The following is a 15,827-nucleotide window of genomic DNA, read 5'->3' on the forward strand; positions in this document are numbered from 1 at the left end:
CGAGCCGGTCAGTCGGGGAGGTTCCCCTCGCCGCCGAGGTTCGCGACCATCCGGCGCAGGACATCGACCGTCACCGCGTAGTCGGCCGGGTCGATCCCGTCATGCGTCCGCTCGTGGATCCGCAGGTTGCGCTCCCGGGCACGGACGCGCCCCGCTTCACCCGCCTCGGTCAGCCGCATGCCGTCCGGCTCCTCCGTGAGCCAGCCGCGGGCGACCAGGTCGTCGAAGACGCCGTCGAAGTCGATGCCCTGGTCGTCGTAGGGAGTCAGCCGCTCGACGAGCGCCGCACGGGTCCACCGTCCGGGATCCCCGGCGGCGTGGTTGAGCGTCCACCAGTGGGGCTGCGTCAGGTTCTCCACAGCCAACTGTGCGCGGATTCCTCCCACCACCCGGCGGTACGCCTCACCACTCCACGCCCCGATCGGCTGAGCGGCCAGTTCCTCCTGCGAGTACTCCTTGATCGCCATGTGACGACCGTAGAACCTCAACTTTGCTCGAGGTCAAGGCCGGAGCTGCGGGACGACACACACCACCACGACACCGACGAGCCCGGCACAGCCCAGCAGCCAACCGGCCAGCAGTCTGCGCCGCAGCTCGCGGTACTTCGCCTCGTACTCCTCCCGCAGTCGCCCGGCACGCGTCGAGGTGTGCTGCCAGGAGTCGCGGGCGAGTGCGAGGTACTCCGCCTCGAACCGCCGTTCCACCTCGGCCCGTTGGGTGTCCGTGAGCCAGTGCAGTGGTGCGGTGAAGCGCTCGGCGGCCGTGCGGCCCTCCTCGCGGGTGGCGGAGAGCAGCAGATGGCCCTCGACGTCGGCCAGGAACTTGCTCACGGAGCGGTCAACTCCCTCTGCGGCTCGGTGGTGTGGTGCAGGTCGAACGCCGGGGATTCGCTGCGGATCCGCGGCAGGGTGAGGAAGTTGTGCCGCGGGGGCGGGCAGGACGTCGCCCACTCGAGCGAGCGGCCGTAGCCCCACGGGTCGTCGGTCTCGACGTTCCTGCCGCACTTGGCCGTCTTCCAGACGTTGTAGAAGAAGGGGAGCAGTGACGCGCCGAGCACGAACGAGAAGATGCTCGACAGTGTGTTGAGGGGGGTGAGGCCCTCCACCGCGAGATAGTCCGGGATTCGGCGCTGCATACCGTTCACGCCCAGCCAGTGCTGGACCAGGAACGTGCCGTGGAAGCCGATGAACAGCGTCCAGAAGGTCATCTTGCCGAGGCGCTCGTCGAGCATCTTGCCGGTCATCTTCGGCCACCAGAAGTGGAAGCCGGAGAACATCGCGAAGACGACGGTGCCGAACACCACGTAGTGGAAGTGCGCCACCACGAAATAGGAGTCGGAGACCGCGAAGTCGATCGGTGGCGAGGCGAGCATCACGCCGGTCAGGCCGCCGAAGACGAAGGTGACCAGGAAGCCCGTCGCCCAGAGCATCGGGGTCTCGAAACTCAACGAGCCCTTCCACATCGTTCCGATCCAGTTGAAGAACTTCACGCCTGTTGGCACGGCGATGAGGAACGTCATGAAGGAGAAGAACGGCAGGAGCACACCGCCGGTGACGTACATGTGGTGCGCCCACACCGTCACGGACAGACCGGCGATCGAGATCGTCGCGGCCACCAGGCCCATGTAGCCGAACATCGGCTTACGGGAGAAGACCGGGATCACTTCGGAAATGATTCCGAAGAATGGTAGGGCGATGATGTACACCTCTGGATGGCCGAAGAACCAGAAGAGGTGTTGCCATAGCAAGGCCCCGCCGTTGGCGGAGTCGAAGACATGCGCACCGAACTTGCGGTCCGCCTCCAGGGCGAACAGCGCGGCCGCGAGGACCGGGAAGGCCAGCAGGACCAGCACCGCGGTCAGCAGCACGTTCCACACGAAGATCGGCATGCGGAACATGGTCATGCCGGGTGCGCGCATGCAGATGATGGTGGTGATGAAGTTGACCGAGCCGAGGATGGTGCCGAAGCCGGAGAAGGCCAGACCCATGATCCACAGGTCGGCGCCGATGCCGGGGCTGCGGACCGCGTCGGACAGCGGGCTGTAGGCGAACCAGCCGAAGTCGGCCGCGCCCTGCGGGGTGAGGAAGCCACCGACCGCGATGAGCGAGCCGAACAGGTACAGCCAGTAGGCGAACATGTTCAGCCGGGGGAAGGCCACGTCCGGCGCGCCGATCTGCAGCGGCATGATCCAGTTCGCGAAGCCGGCGAACAGCGGCGTCGCGAACATCAGCAGCATGATCGTGCCGTGCATCGTGAACGCCTGGTTGAACTGCTCGTTCGACATGATCTGCAGACCGGGGCGGGCCAGCTCGGCGCGCATGAACAGCGCCATCAGACCACCGATGCAGAAGAACGCGAACGACGTGACCAGATACAGCGTTCCGATCGTCTTGTGATCCGTGGTCGTCAGCCACTTCAGGTGCCTCATGCCCCGCCTGTGTCCGCGCCCGGCCCGGACGTCACACTTCAGGGACGCGACGAGAATCACGGAAACGGCTGTGACGATCCCGAGGGTGCCGGACACGAACGGAACATGAGCGACGACGACAACTTCGCCGCTGCCTATCGCGAGCACTACTGGGCGGTCAGCCGCTATGTCGCGCGGCGACTGGACGGGCGTACGAGTGACGTGGAGGAAGTGGTGGCGGAGGTCTTCACCGTCGCCTGGCGCCGCCGGACCGACCTCCCGGACTCCCCCCTGCCCTGGCTGTACGGGGTGGCACGGAACTGCCTGGCCAACGCGGTGCGCGGACAGGGGCGCCGGCGGCGACTGGTGGACCGGCTGGGCAACGACGACACGGCACACGGGCGGCACGTCGAGGCCGGTCCCGACGCGGAGAGCCCCGGCGCCTGGGTGCACGACGCGCTGGCCCGGCTCTCCCCGGCCGACCAGGAGGTGCTGCGGCTCACGGCCTGGGAGGAACTGGACACCGATGAGGTGGCGGTCGCCCTCGGCTGCGGCCGGCGGGCCGCGTCGATGCGGCTGCACCGCGCCCGGCGCCGGCTGAGAGCCGAGATCGACCGCATGGGCCCCACGACCGCCGCCGCCCTGAAGGAGAACGGCCATGGCTGACGAACTCGAACTCCTGCGCCGTGCCAACCCGGTGCCGATCGACGGCCCGCACTTCGGCGAGGGCCCTCTCGACCACCACGCCGAGCGGCAGCTGAACCGGCTCATGCAGCAACGGACCTCCCGCCGACCCCGGCTGCTGTGGGGCCTGGCGGCCACGGCCGTCGTCGGCGCGCTGGTGGCGGCCCTGCTGTTCACCGACCAGACCACCGCGCCGGCGGTCGCCGCACCCCGCCCGCTCGTCGTGCGGGCCGACTCCACCCCCGTATCCCTGGAGACCCTGGCAGCGCGGGCCCGAGCGGCTGACGGTTCGCCCGAACTCCGCAAGGGCACCCATGTGAAGTCGTGGAGCCTCGGCATGAGCGAGGACAAGCCTCCGATCACCTACCCGGAGGAGCGCATCGTGCGGTGGAACGCCGACGACAGCCACACGGTGATCGTCGACGACGGCCACGACCGCACCACGCAGACCTATCCGCCCAGTTGGAGCGACGCCCCGCCGCAGTCGGAGCCCCCGCACGACGTCACCCGTCTGCGCGCCTACCTCCAGGAAGCCACGTACACCGACACCGCACTGGACACCAGCCAGCTCCTCGACGGCGTAAGAGTGCTCCTCGACACCTGGCACCTCGGGGCCCGTGAGTCCGCGACGGTGGCCGAGATGCTGGCGGACGCCGAAGGGCTCAAGCCCGTCGGACAGGTCACCGACCGGCTCGGGCGGCGCGGACAGGCGTATGTGTACCAGCAGTCGGCCACCCGCCGGATGCTGATCATGGACCCGGCCAGCGGCGCCGTACTCGGCCTGGAGACCACCTTCACCAAGGCGGATCCCGAGTACGGCGTCAAGGCCGGTGACGTCATGGACTACAGCGCCTGGATGCGCTGATTCAGACCCCGAGCTGCCGGGCGGCCGCGTCGACCGTCTGCTCCAGCAGCGTGGCGATCGTCATCGGACCGACGCCGCCCGGCACCGGGGTGATCAGCGAGGCCCGCTCCGCGGCGGAGTCGAAGTCGACGTCGCCGACGTTCCCCTCGTTGTAGCCGGCGTCGAGCACGACGGCGCCGGGCTTGATGTCCTGGCCCTTGATGAGCCGCGCCCGGCCCACGGCGGCGACGACGATGTCCGCCTCGCGGACGGCCGCGGACAGGTCCGCCGTCCGCGAGTGGCAGTACGTCACCGTCGCGTCGCGCGCGAGCAGCAGCATCCCGGCCGGCTTGCCGAGGATCGCGCTGCGGCCGACGACCACGGCCCGCTTGCCGGACGGGTCGACGCCGTACTCGTCGAGCAGCCGCATGATCCCGCCGGGCGTGCACGACACGAAGCCCGGCAGGCCGAAGCTCATCGTCGCGAACGAGGCGAAGGTGACGCCGTCGACGTCCTTCTCGGGCGCGATCGCCTCGAACGCGGCCCGCTCGTCGATGTGCTCGCCCATCGGATGCTGGAGCAGGATGCCGTGCACGGCGGGATCGGCGGAGAGCGCCTTGAGCGTGCCCACCAGTTCCTCCGTCGTGGTCGCCGCGGGCAGCTCCACGTGCCGGGAGGCGATACCGGCCTTGCGGCAGCGGTTCTGCTTCATCCGGACGTACGTCACGGAGGCGGGGTCCTCGCCGACCAGTACGGTCGCGAGACATGGTGTGCCGCCGGTGCGTTCGGTGAGGTCGGCGGCGCGCTTGGCGGTCTCCTCCACGATCCGCCGGGCGAGCGCCGTGCCGTCCATGAGCCGGGCCTGAGACATGATCCACTCCTGGGCTGGTAGTCGGTTCGCCCAGGCGCACGGCATCAGGTTCTGCGGACCGCTCCCCGGTGGTGCTCCACCTCAGCGCCAGTCACGGCCCGCCGTCAGCCTAACCGAGCCGGTCCTCCGGCCGGGACCCCGTATGCCCTACGACGGTCAGGACCCGCTCTCCTGCGGCGGCGCCGTCGGATCGACTCCGGCCAGGAACCCGGTCGCCTGGGCGTGGAGATGGCCGGCGCCGATCGCCTCGGCCCAGCGGGCGATCTCCTTCGCCAGCGCGGTCGCGCCGCCCTCGTCACCCGTGTCGCGGGCCAGCACCGCCAGCAGCATCTGCTGGGTGAGCACACCGGGGACCATGCCCGCGCGTGCGCCCAGCGCGGTGGCCCGCTCCCAGCGCTCCAGGGCCCGCTCGTGTTCGCCGGCGTGGTGGTCGTGGTCACCGAGGTGCCGCAGCGCCTCGCGGACCAGCAGGTCGTCGCCCGATGCGCCGGCGCGCAGGGCGGCCTCGTAGTGGGCGGGCGCCGCGGTGCGCTCGCCGAAGAGGTTGTCGGCGATCAGCCCCAGGTACATCGAGGCCCAGCCCCGCCGCACCTCGTCGGGGGCGGCCTCGCGCAGGTCGTGTCCGCGGCGCCGGATCGCCACGAGTGCCTCCGGGTCCTTGCCCTCGGCGCCGTGCCGGGACGTGCCGTCGGGGCGGAACAGCAGCAGGTAGTCGTGGCGCAGCCGTACGAAGTCCAGGTCCCAGTCGCCGCCCGGTGACTCCTTCTCCGCCTGCTTGACGCGGGCGGCGGTGAGCCGCGTACCGCCGAACCAGTCGCTCTCCAGGGCTACTTCGGCCGCCGCCAGGGCGAGGCGTGCGCGGTCCTCGGGATGGTCGGACGTCGTCGCGTCCAACAGGCGCAGTGCCCGGTCCCACCGTCCCGCCAGCGACAAGTCCCTTGCGGAGGCGAGGAGTTCGTCGAGGTCGACGAATGTGCTCGTGGTGTTCGTCATGACAGGGGAAGGTAGTTAGGTGGAAAACCATCCACAAGAAAACCACTGCGGGGAGCAGACGATGGAGGACTCGGTCGACCGGCATGTCGCGGAGTGGTCGAAGGAACTCGCCTGGATGGACCCGGTCAAGGAGGCGATCTACGTGCGGCTGGCGAAACTCGCCCGGCACGCGTCCCAGGCGCGTCGCGACGCGCTCGACTCCGACGGGCTGCGGCACTGGCAGTTCAAGGTGCTGCTGACGCTGCGCCGACAGGGTCCGCCGTACACCGCGAGCCCCTCGGAGCTCGCCGACCGGCTCGGGCTGACGCGGGGTGCCCTCTCGGCACGGCTGGCGCCGCTGGAGGAGGCCGGGTGGATCAGCCGCACGCACGAGAGCGCCGACCGGCGAAGGGTGCTGGTCCGGCTCACCGACGCCGGATACGCCGCCTTCGAACAGCATGCGGCGGCGGAGGAAGCGGACGAGGTCGCGCTGCTCGCAGTACTGACCGCAGAAGAGCAACGGACGCTAGCCGACCTGTTGCGGAAACTGGTCGTGGCCGCGGAGAGCGGACCGGACGGGCCCGCACCGCGAAGGTCCAGGTCAAGCGAGTCGTGATCTGGACCTTCGGCAGCCGCCTCCCTACTCGTCCCATGCCTGGATCATGATCTGTTCGGCGATCTTGCCGTCGCGCAGCGTGATCATCGACTCGGCCAGGACACGCACCCCGTCCGAGTACCGGCAGCTCTCGCTGAACGCGACGGTGTCGCCGTCCACGACGCAGCGCTCCAGCTTGTGTGTCATGTCGCGGCTGTAGACGTCCGCGAGGAGTTCGCCGATCTCCTCGCGACCGTGCAGGACCCTTGGACTACTGGGCTGGGTGTTGCGGTCCACGACGCGCAGTTCCGCGTCGTCCGTGTAGAGCGACAGCAGATTCGTCGCCGTGTTTCCCTCGATGCTCTGGCGCAGTGTCTCGGTGTTGAACGCGGTGCCCATGGTTGACCTCCGGTGAAGGCCCGCGGTCGAAGGGGAGCGGGCCGCGAGGGCCTCTCCTTCGAGACTCCTCCGCCCCGCCGGGCTCGGCAAGCGCAACGGCGACACTCCGCCTGACGGGTGAGCGACGCCCGGTGCCCGTGTCCGGTGCGGGCCCGTCGGCGTTGCTGAAAACATGATCTCCACTTGACGTATCGCCGCCGTCGTCGGTCTCGCCGTCGGCGTCACCGGTCTCGCCGTCGGCGTCACCGGTCTCGCCGCCCCGCTGGCGAGCGCGGCTCCCGAGGACAAGGGCGCCGCCCCGCTGAGCCTGATGGCCACGCTCGACTCGCTCACCGTGAGCGACCTGCCCGCGGAGTACAAGGACGCGCTTCCGCGGCCCTCCGCGCAGCTGGCGGAGCTGAACAAGCTGAACGACCTCCAATAGCTGACCCAGGTGACCGACCTGGCCGCCCCCGTCACCCAGCTGCTGCCAGGCATCCAGTACTGATCGACACGCGCACGTCCACACCGAGGGCCGCCCGGCCACCAGAAATCAAGCACGGCCGGGCGGCCCTTGACATTGTTGCCGGGTGAACAGAGCATGCGCTTAGAAATGAATCTTGGTTCACGTGGCGAACAAAGAGGTCCGCATCATGCCCATCACCCGCGAACTGTTCATCGGCGGCAAGGACGAGCCCGCCGCCTCCGGCCGTAGGGCGGAGGACGTCAACCCCTACACGGGCGAGGTGTATGCGACCGTCGCGGCCGCGGGCACCGAGGACGTACGGCGGGCCGTGGACGCGGCCGACGCGGCGTTCCCCGAATGGGCCGCGCTGGCCCCGTTCGCCCGGCGGGCGATTCTGCTGAAGGCCGCCGACCTCCTCGACGGCAAGGGCGACCAGGTCGCCGAGCTGATGGCCCACGAGGCAGGCGGAACCCGGCCGTGGGCGCACTTCAACGTCTACCTCGCCGCGAACATGCTGCGCGAGGCCGCCGCCGCCGTGACGGCCCCGCGCGGCGAGGTCCTCACCGCCCAGGAGCAGGGCGCACTGGGCCTCGCGGTCCGTGAACCCGTGGGCGTCGTCGCGGCGTTCGCGCCGTGGAACGCGCCCGTCATCCTCGGTGTACGGGCGGTCGCGGCGCCACTGGCCGCAGGCAACACCGTCGTCGTCAAGGCGAGCGAGGACGCGCCGATCGCGTGCGGCCTGTTCGTGGCCGACGTGCTGCGCGAGGCCGGGCTTCCGGACGGGGTGCTCAACGTCGTCACCAACGCCCGTGAGGACGCGGCCGAGATCGCTGAGGCGCTGATCGCCGACCCGCGCGTCCGTGCGGTGAACTTCACCGGCTCCACCAATGTGGGCCGGATCATCGGCGAGCACGCGGCCCGTCATCTCAAGCCCGCCGTACTGGAGTTGGGCGGCAAGAACTCGGTGATCGTGCTCGACGACGCGGACGTCGACTACGCCGTGGACGCCGTCACCTTCAGCGTGTTCATGAACGCCGGACAGATCTGCATGTCCGGCGACCGGATCCTCGTCCACGAGTCGCTGGCCGAGGAGTTCACCCGGAAGTTCACCGCCAAGACGGCCTCGCTGCAGGCCGGTGACCCGAACCACCCGCACACCGTGGTCGGACCGCTCGTCGCCGCCTCCGCCGCGCAGCGCGTGGCCGCTCTGGTCGAGGACGCCGTCGCCAAGGGCGCGAAGGTCCTCACCGGCGGCGGGAAGCCCGACGGAGCGGTGCACCCGGCGACCGTGCTCACCGATGTGCCGAAGGACGCCGAGATCTACCACGCCGAGGCGTTCGGGCCGGTGTGCGTGGTCGAGACGTTCTCCGACGACGACACCGCCGTGGCCGTCGCCAACGACACGGAGAACGGTCTGACCTGCGGCATCATCACCGAGAACGCCACCCACGGACTGGCCGTCGCCCGCGGCATCCGTACCGGCATCGTGCACATCAACGACCAGTCGGTGGCCGACGAGCCGCAGGCCCCCTTCGGTGGCTTCAAGGCCTCCGGATACGGCCGCTTCGGCGGACGCTGGGGCATCGAGGCCTTCTCCAACACCCGCTGGGTGACCATCGCCACCCAGCAGGCGCACTACCCGTTCTAGGGCCGCGTGGTGACCTCCGGCCCGGCGTCCAGGAAGTGGAAGCCGGGCCGGGGGTGCATCAGGAAGTCGTGGTGGGAGATGTTCCAGGCGTAGGCACCCGCCAACGCGAACACCACCCGGTCACCGGCCCGCAGCCCGGATGCGGGGACCCGGCGGGCGAGGACGTCCTTCGGTGTGCACAACTGCCCCGCCAGCGTGACGTGTTCGTCCTCCGCCGCCGGTCGCGGCCACGGGTGCGGCCAGTCGTCCACCTTCAGGATCGAGCAGGGCTGGTCGTGGCCCTTCGTCGCCGGGGTCCGCAGATGGTGGGTGCCGCCCCGGACCACACCGAACTCCTCACCGTGGCTGCGCTTCACATCCAGCACCTCCGTGGCGTACCAGCCGCAGTACGCCGTCAGCGCCCGCCCCGGTTCGATGCGCAGCGTCAACTCCGGTTGCGCCGCGGCGAGTCGGGCCAGTCCCTCGCCGTACGCGGCCCAGTCGAAGCGCCGGTCCGGGTCCGCGTAGTCGACGTGCATACCGCCACCGACGTTGACCTCCGCGACCGGGACCCCGAGTCCGGTGGCCCAGGCCACGATCGCCTCGGCCACCGCGAGCTGTTCCGGGGCTTCGAGACCGCTGGCCAAGTGGGCGTGGACTCCCCGCAGTTCGAGGTACGGACAGGTGCCGTCCGTGAGCGCGCGGACCACCTCCAGAGCCTGGTCAGGGTCCATGCCGAACGGGGTCGGACGCCCGCCCATCGCCAGCGAACTGCCCGCCAGCGAACCGTCGGACAGGGCGAGGTTGACCCGCGCCAGCACCGCGACCCGCCGCCCCGCCCGCCGCGCCAGCTCGCCCAGCATCCGCAGCTCGTACACGCTCTCGACGTGGAAGCGCTCGACCCCCTGCTCCAGAGCCGCTGTCACCTCGTCCGGCGTCTTGCCGGGGCCGCCGAAAGCCAGCGGGCGCCCCGGCACCGCTTTGGCCACATGGGCGAGTTCACCGCCCGAGGAGACCTCGTAGCCGTCCACGTACGGACCGAGCGCGGCGAGGATCTCCGGCTCCGGATTGGCCTTGGCGGCGTAGTACAGCTCGACCTGCTCGGGGAGAGCGGACCGTACGGCAGCCGCGTGTGCGCGCAGAGCCGCCAAGTCGTAGAGGTACGCGGGCAGTTCGGCCGACGTGAGGGCGAGGGCGCGGGCATGGACGGCAGGGGTCATCGGGTGCTCCCGGTCAGGATGTCCTCGGCGAGCGGGGACGGCAGACGGACGTAACCGGCCTCGCGGTCGGCCTTGCGCTCCCAGCGGGTCAGCAGGTTCGCCTTCGCGGGCAGCGGTACGCCGGCGAGCAGGGCGGAGAGGCGGGGCGGGCAGCCGAGCCGGTCGGCGTACGACCGGAGCGCCGAGCGGACGCGGCCCCACAGCTCGGCCTCCGCCTCGGGGTGCAGATCGGCCAGGGCGGCGAGCAGCTCCGCGATGTGGTTGACCAGGAGGCAGTAGACGACCCGGTCCCAGCCGCGCTGCGCGTCGTACGTCATCGGGCCCGCGACCTCGGGCGGCAGCGCCGCGAGGGTGTCGGCGTGGTGCTCGGGGACGAGCTTGGTGCCCTCCAGATCGCGGAAGAGCACCTGGGCGGGCATGCCGTCGCCGTCCACGCACACCAGGACGTTCTGGAGGTGGGGTTCGAGGACCAGACCGTGGTCGAAGTAGGCGGCCAGGACCGGTGGGACGAGCAGATCGAGGTACGCCGACCACCAGTCGAGGGCCGCCTGTGCGTCGGCCCCGTCGAGCAGACGGGAGATGTGGGCGCCGCTGCTCGGGTACTCGTCGGCGACGGCGGCGGCCAGCAGGGCGGTGGTGCCGGGCGCGAGCCTCTCGGGCAGGCCTTCGCGGACGATCACACCGAAGCCCTCGAACAGCGCCTGGTCCGGACTGCCGTCGGGCCCTGGCAGGGCCAGTGTGCGGTAGGCGGGCTCGCGGAGCACCGCGCTGCCCGGGAAGCGCTCGGCGAGGTCGGCCAGGGCCGGGGCCAGGACACGCGTCAGGGCGACGGCACCGGACAGCTCGTAACTGCTGTTCTTGCGCAGGCAGTTGGTGATCCGCACGTTCAGGCTGAACTTGAGGAAGGTCTCTCCGTCGTAGAGCGTGCGCACGGACGCCGTCGCCGCGAAGGGCTGCCCGCCCGGACCGAGGTCGAGGACATCGCCGTTCGCGAGCGCCGCGCTCAGCGCCGGGTGCTCGCGGAGTGTGTCGTACTGCCAGGGGTGGGCGGGGAGCAGACGGTATCCGGCCGGGACGTCGGCACGCAGCCGGTCCAGGGCGGCGGTGGCCGACGGCTCCGCGGCCTCCTCGGCGATCAGATGCTCCCGTACGGCGAGGTGCCGCAGCGGGAAGGCGGCCCCCGCCTCCGGCGCGTACGCCGACCAGGCGCGCGGGTCGCCGGTGCGGGCCTTGGGCGTGGGATGGAAGCGGTGGCCGAAGAACAGGGACTGCTCGGAGGCGAGGTAGGGGTCGCCGCCCTGCGCGGCGCCGGTCGCGGTGAGAGCTGTCGTCACGGCCTCGTGGCTGGAGGCGATCTGCTCCAGGAACTCCTCGTTGCGCACCCCGGTCCGCAGCGACAGCTCGTCGTGCGTGTACTCCGCGAGGCGGCGCCAGTCCAGCTCCGCCCAGTCGCCGTCGCGCTGTTCCTGCACGGGACCGGTGAACCGGTGCGCGCCGAGCAGCGAGGTGCGGCGCAGGGTCACACGGAGCAGCACACCGCGGCGGGGCAGCCGCAGGAGGAGCCGGCCGTCGGTGACGACGCTCTGGTGCTCGGGGCCGGAGACCTCGCGCAGCACACAGTTCAGGAGAGTGTGGGCCACCACGTCGTCGGCGGTGGGCAGGCCGGTGCGCGTGGGCGTATCGGTGAGGGAGGGCATCAGCGGCTCCAGCGGGGGGTCATGGAGGGGAGGAGGGTCGCCACGGCGGTGACGGCGGCAGCGGCGGCACCGGTCAGTACGGGGGCGGCGGGGCCGAAGCGGACGCTGCCGGCGGCCGCGGCGAGACCGGCGGCGACCGCGCCGGCCTTGGAGAAGAACTCCAGCGAGCCGAACAGCCCACCGGGCGCGCGGCCCTTGGCGCAGTCCGCCGCGAGCACCTGCAGACACACCAGGCCGAGCGTGAGGCCCGCACCGAGCAGCAGCCGTGCGGCGATCAGCGCGGGCAGCGAGTCGACGACGCCGTGTCCGGCGAGACCGAAGGCGATGAGGACGAAGCCGAGCACGATCCCGGTCCTGGGACGGCCGTGGAACCTGGTGTGCACGGCCAGCGCCGCCACCAGGTAGCAGAGGTGGGGAAGGGCGAAGAGCACTCCGGACAGGGTCGGCGAGGTGCCCGGGAGCCGGTCGTCGACCAGGGCGATGAGATAGGGGAAGGAGATGACGGTGGAGAAGACGAAGGCGAACTCGAGTGCGTAGAGAGCCTTGAGCGACATCACCGGGGGTGTGTGATCCGCGGTGGCGCTCTCGCTCGTGGTGCGGGCGACCGGCTCCGGTTCGGGCAGGGCCGCCAGCAGCAGCGCGGCCGTGAGGGGGAGTACGGCGAGGAGCGCGTACTGGCGGTGCGGGGACAGCCAGCCGGACAGCGCGCCGACCACGATCGGTGCGAAGACCAGGGCCGCTCGGGCGCTGCCCTGCATCAGGGTGAGCGCCTTGGACAGGGCCGGGCCCTCCAGGGCCGCGCCCAGATATCCGTTGGAGGCGGCGAAGGTGCCGCCCAGGATCCCCTGGAGGACGAGCGCGACCGTGAAGGTGGCCAGTGAGTCGGCCCACCCGGCGAGCAGGAAGGCCACCGCGAGCCCCAACTGGGCGCGCAGCAGCAGCCGTTTGCGGCCGTAGCGGTCGGCGAGCCGCCCCCACATCGGGGCCGCGATGCCCCCGAACACGGTCGGGACGACATAGAGCACCCCCGCCCAGCGGGCGTCGCGATCGCCCAGCCCCGGCAGGATCTCGGTGAGGTACGGCGGCAGGCCCAGGGCCGCGAAGGACGCCACGAAATAGCAGGCGGCCACCGCGTGCACCTGACCGCGCCCGGAGGCGGACCGCGGGATCCGCAGGGCCCCGGCGCTCATACCGAACCCCCTTGTCGCAGCAGGTAGTTGGGTCCGGTCGTGTAGTGCTTGTTGATGTCGGCCGCGCCGGACCGCTCCTTGGACAGCAGCGAGCCGGCCGTGACCATCGCCTTCACCGGCAGCCGCGGCGCGTCCAGGACGTGCGCGCGCAGGACGGCGGCCGCGTCCCCGCCGAGCCGGTCCACGGCTTCGGCCAGCCGGTCGCGTACGAGATCGAGCAGCGCCCGCCGGTGCCGGGGGAGGCCGAACGCGTAGGCGCCCGCGCACAGATGGACCGTGATGGTGGTGAACAGGTCGGCGACCGGTCCGTCTCCGGAGACATAGGTCCGTGCGTCGTCGAAGCCCCATGGGCCGGGAAGCACCGCGCCGAGCCGCTTCGCGTTGACGCGGGGCCCGTCGTTGTCCTTGAACAGCAGCCGCAGACTGCCGGGCCGCAGGACCAGCGAGATGTTCTGCTGATGCGACTCCAGCGCGATGCCGTACCCGAACAGTGTGGTCTGCCAGTCGAACAACAGGGTCAGGAAGGCGTCCAGCAGGGCCAGCGGGTCGCCGCCGTAGAAGCGGTCGGCCAGGTGGTCGACGACCAACCGCCCGTCCGGGGCCCCGGCGAGCAGAGCGGCCAGCGGTACGACGTCGGCGCCGTCCAGATCGGCCGGAAAACGCCGGCACAGGACGGCCAGCAGCTCGTGCCCGGCATGGGCGTACGTCGCCTCGTCGGCGTGCAGGATCGTGCCGTGGAACCGGGGCTCCCGGGCGATCACGGCCTCCAGCAGCCGCTGTCCCGCAGCGCCGTCCACGAGCGTGCCGGGCTTGACGGTCCGCTTGTTGCGCAGACCCAACGTCGCCGTGGCCAGCGGGAGTTTGAGATGCACCGACGGGTTCACGGCCACCGTGCGCATCGACAGCGTCGGTACGACCTCCAGGTGGGCCCGGTCGGCGAACACCGCCCCGTCCGGGAGCCCGGCGTCCCGCAGGGCGTCGACCGTCAACGGATGCACCGGCAGGACCACATGCGTGCCCTCCACCCCGGCGAGACCGAGCCGGCGGGGTGTGGGCCAGAAGTCGGGGAGCGTGCCGGTCAGGGTGACGGACTCCCGGCGCAGGCCGATCCAGCGCAGCGCGAATCGGGGGTGGAACTCCGGTGCGTAGGCCTGCAGTTGCAGCTCGCTGAGGCCGGAGCGGCCGCGCGCGGTCGGATAGACCGGATGGTCGAGCCGGGCGGCGAGTGTGTCGTACGCCAGCGAGGGCCACCGTGCCGAGTCGCCGCCGAGCCTCGCCTCGACCTCGGCCCGGGTGGCCGTGTGCAGTCGCAGGGTGGCCAGGGTCTGCCGGCACTCCTCGGCGAAGGCGTCGTAGCCGCCTCGGTCCACGGGGTCGGCGAGTGCGCGCAGTGCGGCGAGGACGGTGTCGTACGAGGTGAACTCGGCGCCGTCCGACTCACGGACGAGCAGGGGCAGCCGGGCGGCGTACTCGCACTGGAAGCCGTCCTCGGCGACGGGCAGGAGCAGCGCGTCGCCCTCGGTCGGCAGGCGCAGCCAGGGGCCGTCCGGCCGGTGCACGAGCGTGCTGCCGGTGCGCAGCCCCACCACGTCCTCGCGGAGCAGGGCGCTGAGCACGCGCGTGACGAGTTCCTCCTCGCAGGTGTCGGTCGTCGCGGTCGTCGCGGTCGGCACGGCCGTCACGGCTGGATCTCCCAGCGCAGCCCGGCCAGGAAGTCGGTCGTCACCCGGTCCACCGTGGGCTGGTCGGTGCCCGTGGCGCGCAGGACGCCGAGGTAGTCGCGGTTGGTGCCGTACAGCTCGTGCCGCTCGCCCGCCGCGCGCAGCGGACGGTACGTCAAGTGGACGCCGTCGACGGTGAGTTCCGTCGCCGCGGGGGCGTCGGTGAGGGTGCCGGGGCGCTCGGCGCAGGGGTAGTCCAGGCGGGCGGCGCCGTCGCGGCGGGCGCCCAGGTCCGCGGGGAGCGGCTCACCCAGGTGGGCGCGGAGGATGTGCTCGAAGAGCGGGATCTCCAGCAGCCGGGCCAGCAGCAGGTCGCACTGGTCGCCGATGGCGCGGTAGTTGACCTCGATGATCCTCGCCCGGCCCTCGTGCACCACGAACTCGGTGTGACAGGCGCCGAACCCGACGCCCAGCGCGTCCAGTTGGGCGAGGACCTGCTCGACGACCGGCCCGGGGTGGCCCGGCACGAAGGTGAGGCGTTCCTCGATGAAGTACGGCGGCGGCGACAGCTCGGTGTGGAAGCCGCCCAGGACGTGCCGGGTCTGCCCGTCGCCCAGCGTCTCCAGGGTGTAGAGCTCGCCGGGGAGGTACTCCTCGACGACCAGGACGGTGCCGGGGCGCCGGTCGAAGATCTCCTTGGAGCGCGTCACCACGTCCTCGGCGTTGTCGACGAGGACGACGTCCTCGCTGGCCACGCCCTCGCGCGGCTTGACGACACAGGGGTACGGGGCGTCCGGCAGGGCGGTCGGTCCGGTGAGCTCGGTCGACCAGACCGTGTCCACCCCCGTGTCGGCGAGGCGGCGGCGCATCTCGGCCTTGTCCTTGCAGCGCAGGGTGGCCCGCCAGTCCTTGCCGGGGAGCCCGAAGAAGGCGGCGGCCAGGGCGGCTTGCGTCTGGAGATGGTCACTGTTGGTGAAGACCGCGTCGGGGCGGTGGTGGGTGGAGATGCGGGTGACGACGGCCCGGAAGTCGCGGACGTCGCACTCAAGGATCTCGATGTCCGGGTACGTCGTGCGGTGGGCGTCGGGCTGGTCGGTGAGGACGGTGACGTCCAGGCCCAGGCGGGCGGCCGCGGGCAGAAAGCCCTCGGTGACGGAGTCGGTCGGGTTGAGGGCGAGCAGGTACAGACGCATGGGTGGAGGAGAACTTCCGCTA

Annotated in this window: 15 protein-coding genes and 1 riboswitch; of the genes, 4 read left to right on the top strand and 11 right to left on the bottom strand. The window is 71.2% G+C overall.

Annotated elements, in window-relative coordinates:
* Positions 1-8: 8 nt before the first annotated feature.
* From OHU89_RS43480 to ctaD, 3 genes are read right to left on the bottom strand one after another with little or no spacing between them, the layout of a single operon-like run.
* Positions 9-467, bottom strand: a complete 459-nt coding sequence (locus OHU89_RS43480) for a MarR family transcriptional regulator (RefSeq protein WP_405650891.1) — start codon at positions 465-467, stop codon at positions 9-11.
* A 33-nt stretch (positions 468-500) separates the two neighbouring features.
* Positions 501-830: a hypothetical protein gene (locus OHU89_RS43485; protein WP_405650893.1), complete on the bottom strand. Its 330-nt coding sequence runs from the start codon at positions 828-830 to the stop codon at positions 501-503.
* Positions 827-2,428, bottom strand: a complete 1,602-nt coding sequence (gene ctaD, locus OHU89_RS43490) for a cytochrome c oxidase subunit I (RefSeq protein WP_405650895.1) — start codon at positions 2,426-2,428, stop codon at positions 827-829. The genes OHU89_RS43485 and ctaD overlap by 4 nt, the downstream gene beginning before the upstream one ends.
* A 105-nt stretch (positions 2,429-2,533) precedes the next feature.
* On the opposite strand from ctaD, the gene OHU89_RS43495 reads away from it, so the two are divergent.
* Together OHU89_RS43495 and OHU89_RS43500 are read left to right on the top strand one after the other, a co-directional pair.
* Positions 2,534-3,073 (top strand): RNA polymerase sigma factor, encoded by a 540-nt coding sequence (locus tag OHU89_RS43495; RefSeq protein ID WP_266884525.1) that lies wholly within the window; start codon positions 2,534-2,536, stop codon positions 3,071-3,073.
* The gene (locus OHU89_RS43500) at positions 3,066-3,956 is read left to right on the top strand and encodes a CU044_5270 family protein (protein WP_405650897.1); all 891 of its coding nucleotides are present in this window, start codon (positions 3,066-3,068) and stop codon (positions 3,954-3,956) included. Before OHU89_RS43495 ends, OHU89_RS43500 begins: the two co-directional genes overlap by 8 nt.
* A 1-nt stretch (position 3,957) precedes the next feature.
* Here the strand turns inward: OHU89_RS43500 and OHU89_RS43505 are convergent, their stop codons facing one another.
* On the bottom strand, positions 3,958-4,806 hold the full coding sequence (locus tag OHU89_RS43505; RefSeq protein ID WP_405650899.1) for a bifunctional 5,10-methylenetetrahydrofolate dehydrogenase/5,10-methenyltetrahydrofolate cyclohydrolase: 849 nt from the start codon (positions 4,804-4,806) through the stop codon (positions 3,958-3,960).
* Positions 4,807-4,827: 21 nt separating this feature from the next.
* Positions 4,828-4,911, bottom strand: a riboswitch (ZMP/ZTP riboswitch).
* Positions 4,912-4,962: 51 nt separating this feature from the next.
* Complete coding sequence (locus OHU89_RS43510; protein ID WP_405650901.1) at positions 4,963-5,799, bottom strand: hypothetical protein; 837 nt, start codon at positions 5,797-5,799, stop codon at positions 4,963-4,965.
* Between the two features lie 61 nt (positions 5,800-5,860).
* Between OHU89_RS43510 and OHU89_RS43515 the strand changes: the two genes are divergently transcribed.
* Positions 5,861-6,394, top strand: a complete 534-nt coding sequence (locus OHU89_RS43515; RefSeq protein ID WP_405650903.1) for a MarR family winged helix-turn-helix transcriptional regulator — start codon at positions 5,861-5,863, stop codon at positions 6,392-6,394.
* A 24-nt stretch (positions 6,395-6,418) separates the two neighbouring features.
* Here OHU89_RS43515 and OHU89_RS43520 read toward each other — a convergent pair whose 3' ends face one another.
* A complete protein-coding gene (locus OHU89_RS43520) occupies positions 6,419-6,772 on the bottom strand; it encodes a nuclear transport factor 2 family protein (protein WP_405650905.1) in 354 nt (117 codons plus the stop codon).
* Between the two features lie 632 nt (positions 6,773-7,404).
* Here OHU89_RS43520 and OHU89_RS43525 point away from each other — a divergent pair.
* Positions 7,405-8,865, top strand: coding sequence for an aldehyde dehydrogenase family protein (locus tag OHU89_RS43525; RefSeq protein ID WP_405654911.1), 1,461 nt, complete (start codon positions 7,405-7,407; stop codon positions 8,863-8,865).
* On the opposite strand, the gene OHU89_RS43530 is transcribed toward OHU89_RS43525, so the two are convergent.
* From OHU89_RS43530 to OHU89_RS43550, 5 genes are read right to left on the bottom strand one after another with little or no spacing between them, the layout of a single operon-like run.
* Complete coding sequence (locus tag OHU89_RS43530; protein ID WP_405650907.1) at positions 8,862-10,064, bottom strand: type III PLP-dependent enzyme; 1,203 nt, start codon at positions 10,062-10,064, stop codon at positions 8,862-8,864. The genes OHU89_RS43525 and OHU89_RS43530 overlap by 4 nt on opposite strands.
* Positions 10,061-11,761, bottom strand: coding sequence for an IucA/IucC family protein (locus OHU89_RS43535; RefSeq protein WP_405650910.1), 1,701 nt, complete (start codon positions 11,759-11,761; stop codon positions 10,061-10,063). Before OHU89_RS43535 ends, OHU89_RS43530 begins: the two co-directional genes overlap by 4 nt.
* Positions 11,761-12,951 carry an MFS transporter gene (locus tag OHU89_RS43540; RefSeq protein WP_405650912.1) on the bottom strand — a complete coding sequence of 397 codons (1,191 nt, stop codon included), beginning with the start codon at positions 12,949-12,951 and terminating at the stop codon, positions 11,761-11,763. The genes OHU89_RS43535 and OHU89_RS43540 overlap by 1 nt, the downstream gene beginning before the upstream one ends.
* A complete protein-coding gene (locus OHU89_RS43545) occupies positions 12,948-14,633 on the bottom strand; it encodes an IucA/IucC family protein (RefSeq protein WP_405650915.1) in 1,686 nt (561 codons plus the stop codon). The genes OHU89_RS43540 and OHU89_RS43545 overlap by 4 nt, the downstream gene beginning before the upstream one ends.
* Positions 14,630-15,805, bottom strand: a complete 1,176-nt coding sequence (locus tag OHU89_RS43550) for an acetyl-CoA carboxylase biotin carboxylase subunit family protein (RefSeq protein ID WP_405650917.1) — start codon at positions 15,803-15,805, stop codon at positions 14,630-14,632. The genes OHU89_RS43545 and OHU89_RS43550 overlap by 4 nt, the downstream gene beginning before the upstream one ends.
* Positions 15,806-15,827: the final 22 nt, after the last annotated feature.

The organism is Streptomyces sp. NBC_00019, from assembly GCF_045041015.1.
Classification (GTDB): Bacteria; Actinomycetota; Actinomycetes; order Streptomycetales; family Streptomycetaceae; genus Streptomyces.

Excerpts from the sequence above, each read along its gene's own strand:
- OHU89_RS43480 (WP_405650891.1), bottom strand. The coding sequence starts at position 467 with ATGGCGATCAAGGAGTACTCGCAGGAGGAACTGGCCGCTCAGCCGATC.
- ctaD (WP_405650895.1), bottom strand. The coding sequence starts at position 2,428 with ATGAGGCACCTGAAGTGGCTGACGACCACGGATCACAAGACGATCGGA.
- OHU89_RS43495 (WP_266884525.1), top strand. The coding sequence starts at position 2,534 with ATGAGCGACGACGACAACTTCGCCGCTGCCTATCGCGAGCACTACTGG.
- OHU89_RS43500 (WP_405650897.1), top strand. The coding sequence starts at position 3,066 with ATGGCTGACGAACTCGAACTCCTGCGCCGTGCCAACCCGGTGCCGATC.
- OHU89_RS43505 (WP_405650899.1), bottom strand. The coding sequence starts at position 4,806 with ATGTCTCAGGCCCGGCTCATGGACGGCACGGCGCTCGCCCGGCGGATC.
- OHU89_RS43510 (WP_405650901.1), bottom strand. The coding sequence starts at position 5,799 with ATGACGAACACCACGAGCACATTCGTCGACCTCGACGAACTCCTCGCC.
- OHU89_RS43515 (WP_405650903.1), top strand. The coding sequence starts at position 5,861 with ATGGAGGACTCGGTCGACCGGCATGTCGCGGAGTGGTCGAAGGAACTC.
- OHU89_RS43520 (WP_405650905.1), bottom strand. The coding sequence starts at position 6,772 with ATGGGCACCGCGTTCAACACCGAGACACTGCGCCAGAGCATCGAGGGA.
- OHU89_RS43525 (WP_405654911.1), top strand. The coding sequence starts at position 7,405 with ATGCCCATCACCCGCGAACTGTTCATCGGCGGCAAGGACGAGCCCGCC.
- OHU89_RS43530 (WP_405650907.1), bottom strand. The coding sequence starts at position 10,064 with ATGACCCCTGCCGTCCATGCCCGCGCCCTCGCCCTCACGTCGGCCGAA.
- OHU89_RS43535 (WP_405650910.1), bottom strand. The coding sequence starts at position 11,761 with ATGCCCTCCCTCACCGATACGCCCACGCGCACCGGCCTGCCCACCGCC.
- OHU89_RS43540 (WP_405650912.1), bottom strand. The coding sequence starts at position 12,951 with ATGAGCGCCGGGGCCCTGCGGATCCCGCGGTCCGCCTCCGGGCGCGGT.
- OHU89_RS43550 (WP_405650917.1), bottom strand. The coding sequence starts at position 15,805 with ATGCGTCTGTACCTGCTCGCCCTCAACCCGACCGACTCCGTCACCGAG.